This is a genomic window from Neobacillus muris, from assembly GCF_943193175.1.
GTDB lineage: Bacteria > Bacillota > Bacilli > Bacillales > Cytobacillaceae > Neobacillus > Neobacillus muris.
This window is the reverse complement of sequence record NZ_CALPDF010000032.1, coordinates 46815-53725: the sequence shown is the minus strand read 5'-3', so window position 1 is coordinate 53725 and position 6911 is coordinate 46815. Positions and strand designations below refer to the sequence as shown.

At 39.2% G+C, this 6911-nt stretch carries 7 protein-coding genes; 3 read left to right on the top strand and 4 right to left on the bottom strand.

Going from position 1 to position 6911, the window contains the following annotated elements; genetic code table 11:
- Positions 1–219: 219 nt before the first annotated feature.
- The 4 genes from NFS43_RS17870 to NFS43_RS17855 form a co-directional block, all read right to left on the bottom strand.
- The gene (locus NFS43_RS17870) at positions 220–1671 is read right to left on the bottom strand and encodes a DUF4153 domain-containing protein (protein ID WP_251554125.1); all 1452 of its coding nucleotides are present in this window, start codon (positions 1669–1671) and stop codon (positions 220–222) included.
- Positions 1672–1741: 70 nt separating this feature from the next.
- A complete protein-coding gene (locus tag NFS43_RS17865; protein ID WP_251554124.1) occupies positions 1742–2380 on the bottom strand; it encodes an HAAS signaling domain-containing protein in 639 nt (212 codons plus the stop codon).
- Positions 2361–2708: a PadR family transcriptional regulator gene (locus NFS43_RS17860; protein ID WP_251554123.1), complete on the bottom strand. Its 348-nt coding sequence runs from the start codon at positions 2706–2708 to the stop codon at positions 2361–2363. The genes NFS43_RS17865 and NFS43_RS17860 overlap by 20 nt, the downstream gene beginning before the upstream one ends.
- Before the next feature lie 126 nt (positions 2709–2834).
- Positions 2835–3011: a hypothetical protein gene (locus NFS43_RS17855; RefSeq protein ID WP_251554122.1), complete on the bottom strand. Its 177-nt coding sequence runs from the start codon at positions 3009–3011 to the stop codon at positions 2835–2837.
- A gap of 301 nt (positions 3012–3312) precedes the next feature.
- Here NFS43_RS17855 and NFS43_RS17850 point away from each other — a divergent pair, with 301 nt between their 5' ends.
- From NFS43_RS17850 to NFS43_RS17840, 3 genes are all read left to right on the top strand, one after another.
- Entirely contained in the window at positions 3313–3543 is a 231-nt protein-coding gene (locus NFS43_RS17850) for a methionine aminopeptidase (RefSeq protein ID WP_251554121.1), read from the top strand.
- 176 nt (positions 3544–3719) lie between these two features.
- Positions 3720–4061, top strand: a complete 342-nt coding sequence (locus tag NFS43_RS17845) for a hypothetical protein (protein WP_251554120.1) — start codon at positions 3720–3722, stop codon at positions 4059–4061.
- 365 nt (positions 4062–4426) lie between these two features.
- Positions 4427–6856: a cytochrome P450 gene (locus NFS43_RS17840; RefSeq protein WP_251554119.1), complete on the top strand. Its 2430-nt coding sequence runs from the start codon at positions 4427–4429 to the stop codon at positions 6854–6856.
- The last annotated feature ends 55 nt before the right edge of the window (positions 6857–6911 follow it).

The window sequence follows — 6911 nt, the reverse complement described above, 5'->3', positions numbered from 1 at the left end:
GCTGGGGAGATCCCGCAGGCGCTTCAGCGCCGAGGAAGCTCCCCGGCACGCCCGCGGAAAGCGAAGCGCCTGGAGCGCAAATCAACCGACAATTCGCATAGACAACTATTAATAATATTATATCATATTAACGCGGTGAATTAATAAAGAATAAAGATAAAATAAAAGCTGTCGAAGGTTTTTCGACAGCCTGGGGATCATCCACCGATCCCGTTTTTTTTATTTTTTTAAGCTTAACCCTTTCAGTTCTTTATTCGCTTGTTCCCTTTTTAAGTTATAAGATTGCCAAGGATAGCTGTTTGTTGACGCTTCATTTTTTCGTTCTTGTAAAATGTCTTTTACTTCAGGAATCGCTGGATGTTTCTTATAGAGGTCGATGAGACCGAGAACACCTGTATATGACAAGCTATTCAAATAATGAACATCAATTTTTCCATGTGTTTCATAACGCTGGATGTTTTCCTTTACTACGAATCTATCCAAATCCATCACGGCAATGGCTGTATAGTATAATAACGAGGAGATGAAGTAAAAATGCAGCAATGAAAGTTTTACCACCCAGATTTTTACAAGTGTATAGGCGAAAATCAACACTAAAAAGATCATGAACGAATGCACCAGCACCCTGGTAAAGGTAAATCCATAGGCTTCCTCATACATGCTTAAACGCAAAAATGCGGAACAAAGAATGACGGAGCTGGCAATAATTAAAATCGTTAACAACACTTGTATGAACCGTTTTAAACCACGACCCAAGGCCAGTACTGTAACAGTGATAGATAAATTAATTAGGGTGACCAACAAAAGCTCAATAAATCCTTTTCTTGCGTATTCTGCATACGTATAGTCAGCTTGAAGTGAGCCTCCAAAGAAATATTTAAATTGGACAGCTATAAATAAAGCATAGACAGCATTAATCAAAACAAGAACCGTCATGGTAATAATGGCATCCAACTGATAGGAATTCTTATTCTCGCCATTCTTGAATACTTTTATCGGTTTCTGCAGGAGAACCTGCATGAATCCGTAGAAGCATAAAGTAGTAAAAACAACGACGAAAAACCGAATGGTCCCCTCTTCATCAATGACCTTGAACCAGTTAGGTACACTTCCAACCAACCGCTCGAATTGAGCATCTGCAGATATAAGCAAGGTTAGGACTACAAATAAGACGGGAATAGCAACCAAGATGCCGATAAGTATTTTTTTCCAAATGATCAATTGTTCTTCCTTTGCTCCCTGCTTTAGCCCATTGCCAACATTAGCCGCAAAATGAAAATTGTATTTAAATGCTTCTAAAATTCTTGTCAAAATAAATGTGATAAATGCAGGCTGATTCCAGTTTATTTGTTTCGGGCTTGTTACCAACACTAAATGAAAAATCACCAAACCAGGAATAACCAACACATTTAAAAGGTGAAACAGTACATTGCCAGTTAAAAAATAACTGGCTGCCAATAACCATATACAGCAAAGAACTAAATAGCCAAACCGCTGATGAGACAGAGGAATCCGCCGATAGCGCCAAAAAAACACCGAATAAAAAGCCATGATAAAAACAATATAGGAGATGCCTACTTCTCCACGAAAAAATGATTCTTCTGCTAATATTCCAAGCAGAAGGCATAAACTGAAAAAGATACCATCTGTCTTTCTCCATTTCTGATCCATCCTGAATCCCTCTCCTTATAAAGATATTCTATATGCATAGTTTACCTAGGTATATATGTAAAAAAAATGCTTATATCGACGCTTTCCTGCCCCACCGGTAACCAAGCCAGCTGACCGGGTATAGAACAACCGTAAAGAGGATACAAGCAATAATAAAAGTTCTCGTTAATAATGGAGCAAACCACCCATGTGGAATAATCTCGAAAACGGTCAGAACCATTAAGACCAAATTTGGGATAAGCGAAAGCAAAAAGGTAGTTCGAAGGAGCCTTCTCCCTCCATGCCCAAACCCTCTGCCAATTTCATACCCCAGCAATGCCCAAAAAAACAGATAGAGAAAAGCAATTAATGTCGGGATTGCCGTTACATAATTCCAAAGCTTTGTCAGCCACTCCCATTTATATAAATTGTGCACCAAGGTGAACAAACTGCCGCCACAAAAGAAGATAATATTTAGCAGAATGAAAAGCCATTTCATGTTGCTGGGAGTAACAGATAGTTCTTCTTTCCACATCTGGGCGATTTCATCCGGGCTGCCAAGTCTTGATAATATCCGTTCCATCAACTCCTCTTCATTGGTGCAATCTTGAGACTCCATAAATATCTCATCAATATGTATCTCATATTCTCTGAGAATACTGTCTTTTTCCTGATGGTTTCCTAATCCTTTAGCTAATTCTTTTAGAAACTTACTCTTCGGCCGTTCCATGACTTGATCTCCCAATCACTTTGTTCATAACCTGAACAAAATCCTGCCATTCACGTGTTTTCTCAAGTAATAATTTTCTGCCGGCATCGGTAATCCGATAATATTTTCTTGCGGGACCTTTTTCTTGCTCCTGCCAGTAGCATTCAATGTATTCCTGCTTTTCAAGCTTATGAAGGGCTGGGTACAGTGTCCCTTCTTTAACACTTAAGCCATTATCACTTCGCTGTTCAAGCTCTTTCACTAATTCATAGCCGTACATGTCCCGCTCATTCAGCAGCTGAAGCAAAATGAGTGAGGTACTTCCTTTTACCAGCTCACGGTTAAACATACTGTCACCTACCTAGTTTTATTAGGTACATAGAAATTCTACAATTATCCATAGGATTTGTAAAGGAAATTTCTAAAAACCCTCAAAAAAAGTGACGATGGGATATCGCCACTTTTTAATTGCGTTTTATTTCATTTTAAGGTTCTTTCTTTGGCGTTCAATATATTGGTCACGTTCACCGCCATCTGATAGCTCTTCCGAAAATTCATAATCGTCTTTTTGATTCTTTAAGAATTTCCCCGTTCTAAGTGTTTTAGGAAGTAAATTATTATTAGGTGCTGACTGTTCATTCCAATCTTTCATGCACATCACCTCTATTGGTAGTATGAATCAATTGCAAGCAAATATCCCTTTTACAAACATGAATCTATTGATGGGCATAGAAAAAATTTCACCAATAATAGGCACGGAAACGAGTAAACTTACATAAAATTATTATAACACGAAAGCATTTTCATCCTATTTTTGATAAAAACACAACTAAAAGGCACGGGTGCTTTTTTTAGAATGCAAGCATAAATATTCCAAATTGGTCCCATACTATAAGAAAAGCTCAAACCCCCGATACTGAGAATGAATTTTAACTGTTTTTTTAAATGATTATTTGAAAGATAATGAGGTGAAATATATGGGACTGCTCAACTCATTTAATCAATGGAGGGAATCTAAATACCAAACTCATCTCTCCAATATGAAGGACCAAGGCAAATGTCCTGATTGCTATGGCCGAGGCTATACGGTTTATCCTTATAATGAATTTGCCTATTTTAACTCATTTGAATGTCCCGGGTGCCAGGGAAGCGGCCATTATGCCGATTGGGAAGAGCTAAGATAACTTCGAAAAAATAAAATCCCTTTCAGGTCCTATTAAGGTCTTGGAAGGGATTTTATGTATAGCGTCCTTTCCAAAAAACTTTTTTCAATAATTTTAATATCTTCATTTCATGGAATAAGCTATAAAAACAAATTCATACTAACAATAGGTTTGTTTACTTTTTGGGGGTGTTTTCTATGTCAGTTCTGGTTTATCAAACGTTTGTCATTCGACAGGAGAAATTTAAGGAGGGGATTGATAACCTTAGAGAAATAAAAAAATTTAGAATGGAAAATTACCATCATTCTGTTGAGATTTTAACACCTGTATCAGGGGAAGACCATACTTATGCCCTTCTTGCTACATATGAAGGCTTAGCCGAAATGGAATTGCAAAACAAAAAGATGTTTGATGATGATCAATATTTAGAGTTGATTGGCCCTTTCTTCTTGGAGCATGTTGCAGAGGGCAGTATGTATACCCAAATATATCGGACATTAAGCGATAAGAAAAAGGTGTCAGATAAGGAAAATAAATAAGGCAGCTTTCAGCTAGTTCCATACATCAAAAGGCCGCGAATAAAGCGGCCTTAACATTTTTCATAACTTCTGTTAAGCCCCTCGTTTTATTAAAATAATGAACAACTATAAGCGATTGGATAGACTTTCAGTATGCCCCGAGACAAATTTCATCCTTTATGCAAACGTTTCCATTTGAATGCCCCACTTTTCTCAATGATTCTTGTACCGAAACGAGGAAATATGTCGGTTTATGTCATATTTTTTCGATCTTTACCTACTTATTTGAAAATGGATTCCATGGTATAATCGATTAAAATATTATTTTAATATTATAAATATTCTAAAACATTTTATAAAGGCAGGTGTACGTGAAAAGCATGATGATGACAGAGTTTGCTGAGATTCCTCAGCCTAAAACATATGGACCGCTGGGAAACCTCCCTCAACTAGACCTGAATAAACCCTCCCAATCAATTATGAAGCTGGGTCTTCAATACGGTCCTATCTTTAAACTGAAATTCCCAACTGGGACTGGCATTTTTGTAACCTCTGGGGATTTAGTGAAAGATGTCTGTGATGAATCCCGATTTGATAAACTGGTGAATGCGCCGCTAAAAAAGGTCCGTTCCTTCTCAGGGGATGGATTATTTACGAGCTGGACGAAGGAGGAAAATTGGCGGAAGGCGCACAATATCCTGCTCCCAGCCTTCAGCCAAAGCGCAATGAAGGGATATCATTTAATGATGGTAGATATCGCTTCACAGCTGATACAAAAATGGGCCCGCCTGAATTCAGATGAGAGCATCGATGTCCCTGAAGATATGACACGTTTGACCTTGGACACCATTGGTTTGTGCGGTTTCAATTACAGGTTTAACAGCTTTTATCGGGAAAGGCCGCACCGGTTTATTCAAAGCATGTCCCGTGCTTTGGACGAAGCGATGCATCAAAGCAACCGTCTTGAAATCCAAGATAAGCTGATGGTAAAGAATCGGCAGCAATTTAATCGGGATATTGAATACATGTTCTCCCTTGTGGACCGGATTATTCAAGAAAGAAAATCAAGCGAAGATCAAGATGATGCCGACGACCTCCTTTCCAGGATGCTCAACTGTGAAGATCCAGAATCAGGTGAGAAATTGACAGATGAAAATATTCGCTACCAAATTATCACCTTCTTGATTGCCGGCCATGAAACAACCAGCGGCTTATTGTCGTTTGCCTTATTTTTTCTGATGAAACATCCAGATAAGCTGGCAAGAGCTTATGAAGAAGTGGACCGGGTATTAACTGGATCTGCACCAACCTATCAACAGGTGAGAAATTTAAAGTACATTCGGATGATTCTTAATGAAGCTTTGAGATTATGGCCAACGGCTCCAATGTTTTCACTTTATGCCAAGGAAGATACTATGCTGGCAGGAAAATATTCGATTAAGAAAAGGGATGTTGTGAACATCCTAAACCTTAATTTGCATAGGGACAAAGAGGCTTGGGGAGAAGATGTTGAAGAGTTTAGGCCGGAACGATTCGAAGACCCGAAAAAGGTTCCCCACTTTGCTTTTAAACCATTTGGGAATGGGCAGAGGGCTTGCATTGGACAACAGTTTGCCATGCATGAAGCTGCCCTTTTGATTGGAATGATTTTAAAGAGCTTTTATTTGATTGATCACACGAATTATCAATTAAAGATTAAGGAAACATTGACCTTAAAGCCGGATGGGCTGACAATGAAGGTTCGCGCTCGTGAACAGCAAGACGCTTATAATTTTATCGGCACGGAAACTGTTCCGATGGTCCAGGCACAGTCAAAACCCCCGTTTAACTTGCGGGTGCCAGCTGTTCCTGCACATCGTACACCTCTGCTCGTTCTATATGGTTCTAACCTTGGAACGGCGGAAGGAATTGCCAGAAACCTGGTTGAAACAGGAAATTTGAAAGGGTTTCAAACTACAATCGCTCCTCTAGATGAGTATGTCGGAAAGCTCCCTAAAGAAGGAGTTATATACATTGTTACCGCATCCTATAATGGAAAGCCGCCAAAAAATGCACGAAAGTTTATTAAATGGCTGCAGGACAATGACGATCTAGATTTGAGCGGTATCCGATATACAGTTTTTGGTTGTGGTGATACCAACTGGGCAAGCACCTATCAACACATTCCTAATTTCATAGATGAAAAATTGGCAGAAAAAGGGGCTTTACGTGTTGCTCCTAAAGGTCAGGGAGATGCGAGCAGCGACTTTGACCGGCAAGTGGAAGATTGGGACCGGCAATTATGGCCAACTGTTGCCGATGCATTTGGCTTAAGTCTTGAATCTCATTCATCCCTGAATGAAGATTTGTTAACGGTACAATTTTTTGATGATAATCTAGAATCATTAAGCCAAAGCCAATATAAAGAGGAAAAGAAAGCAATCTTACCTCCTGCTAACCATCCCGTTTTGGCAGAACGAGTTATTCATCGATTTGGGTTAGAGAAAAATACCCGAATGGTTTTGAATGGAAACGAGCTGGAATATTGGCATTTACCGTTGCATTTTCCTATCCGCGCATGGGATTTATTTAGCTATTGTGTGGATCTACAGGAAACAGCCACACTTGAACAAATCAAAGAGCTGGCAGCCTTTACTGTTTGTCCGCCTCATAAACGAGAATTGGAAGCGCTGCTAGAGGAGAAGCAATACGAAAGCCAAGTGGCAGATAAAGGACTCACGATGCTTGATTTCTTAGAAAAATATCCTGCCTGTGAGCTTCCAATTAAAAGGTTTATCCAGCTCCTATCCCCGTTTAAAACATTAAGCCTGGAATAGGCTGCAAATAGAAAAGAAATGCCGTAATGCAAAGATAGTCATTTTGAAGAAACTG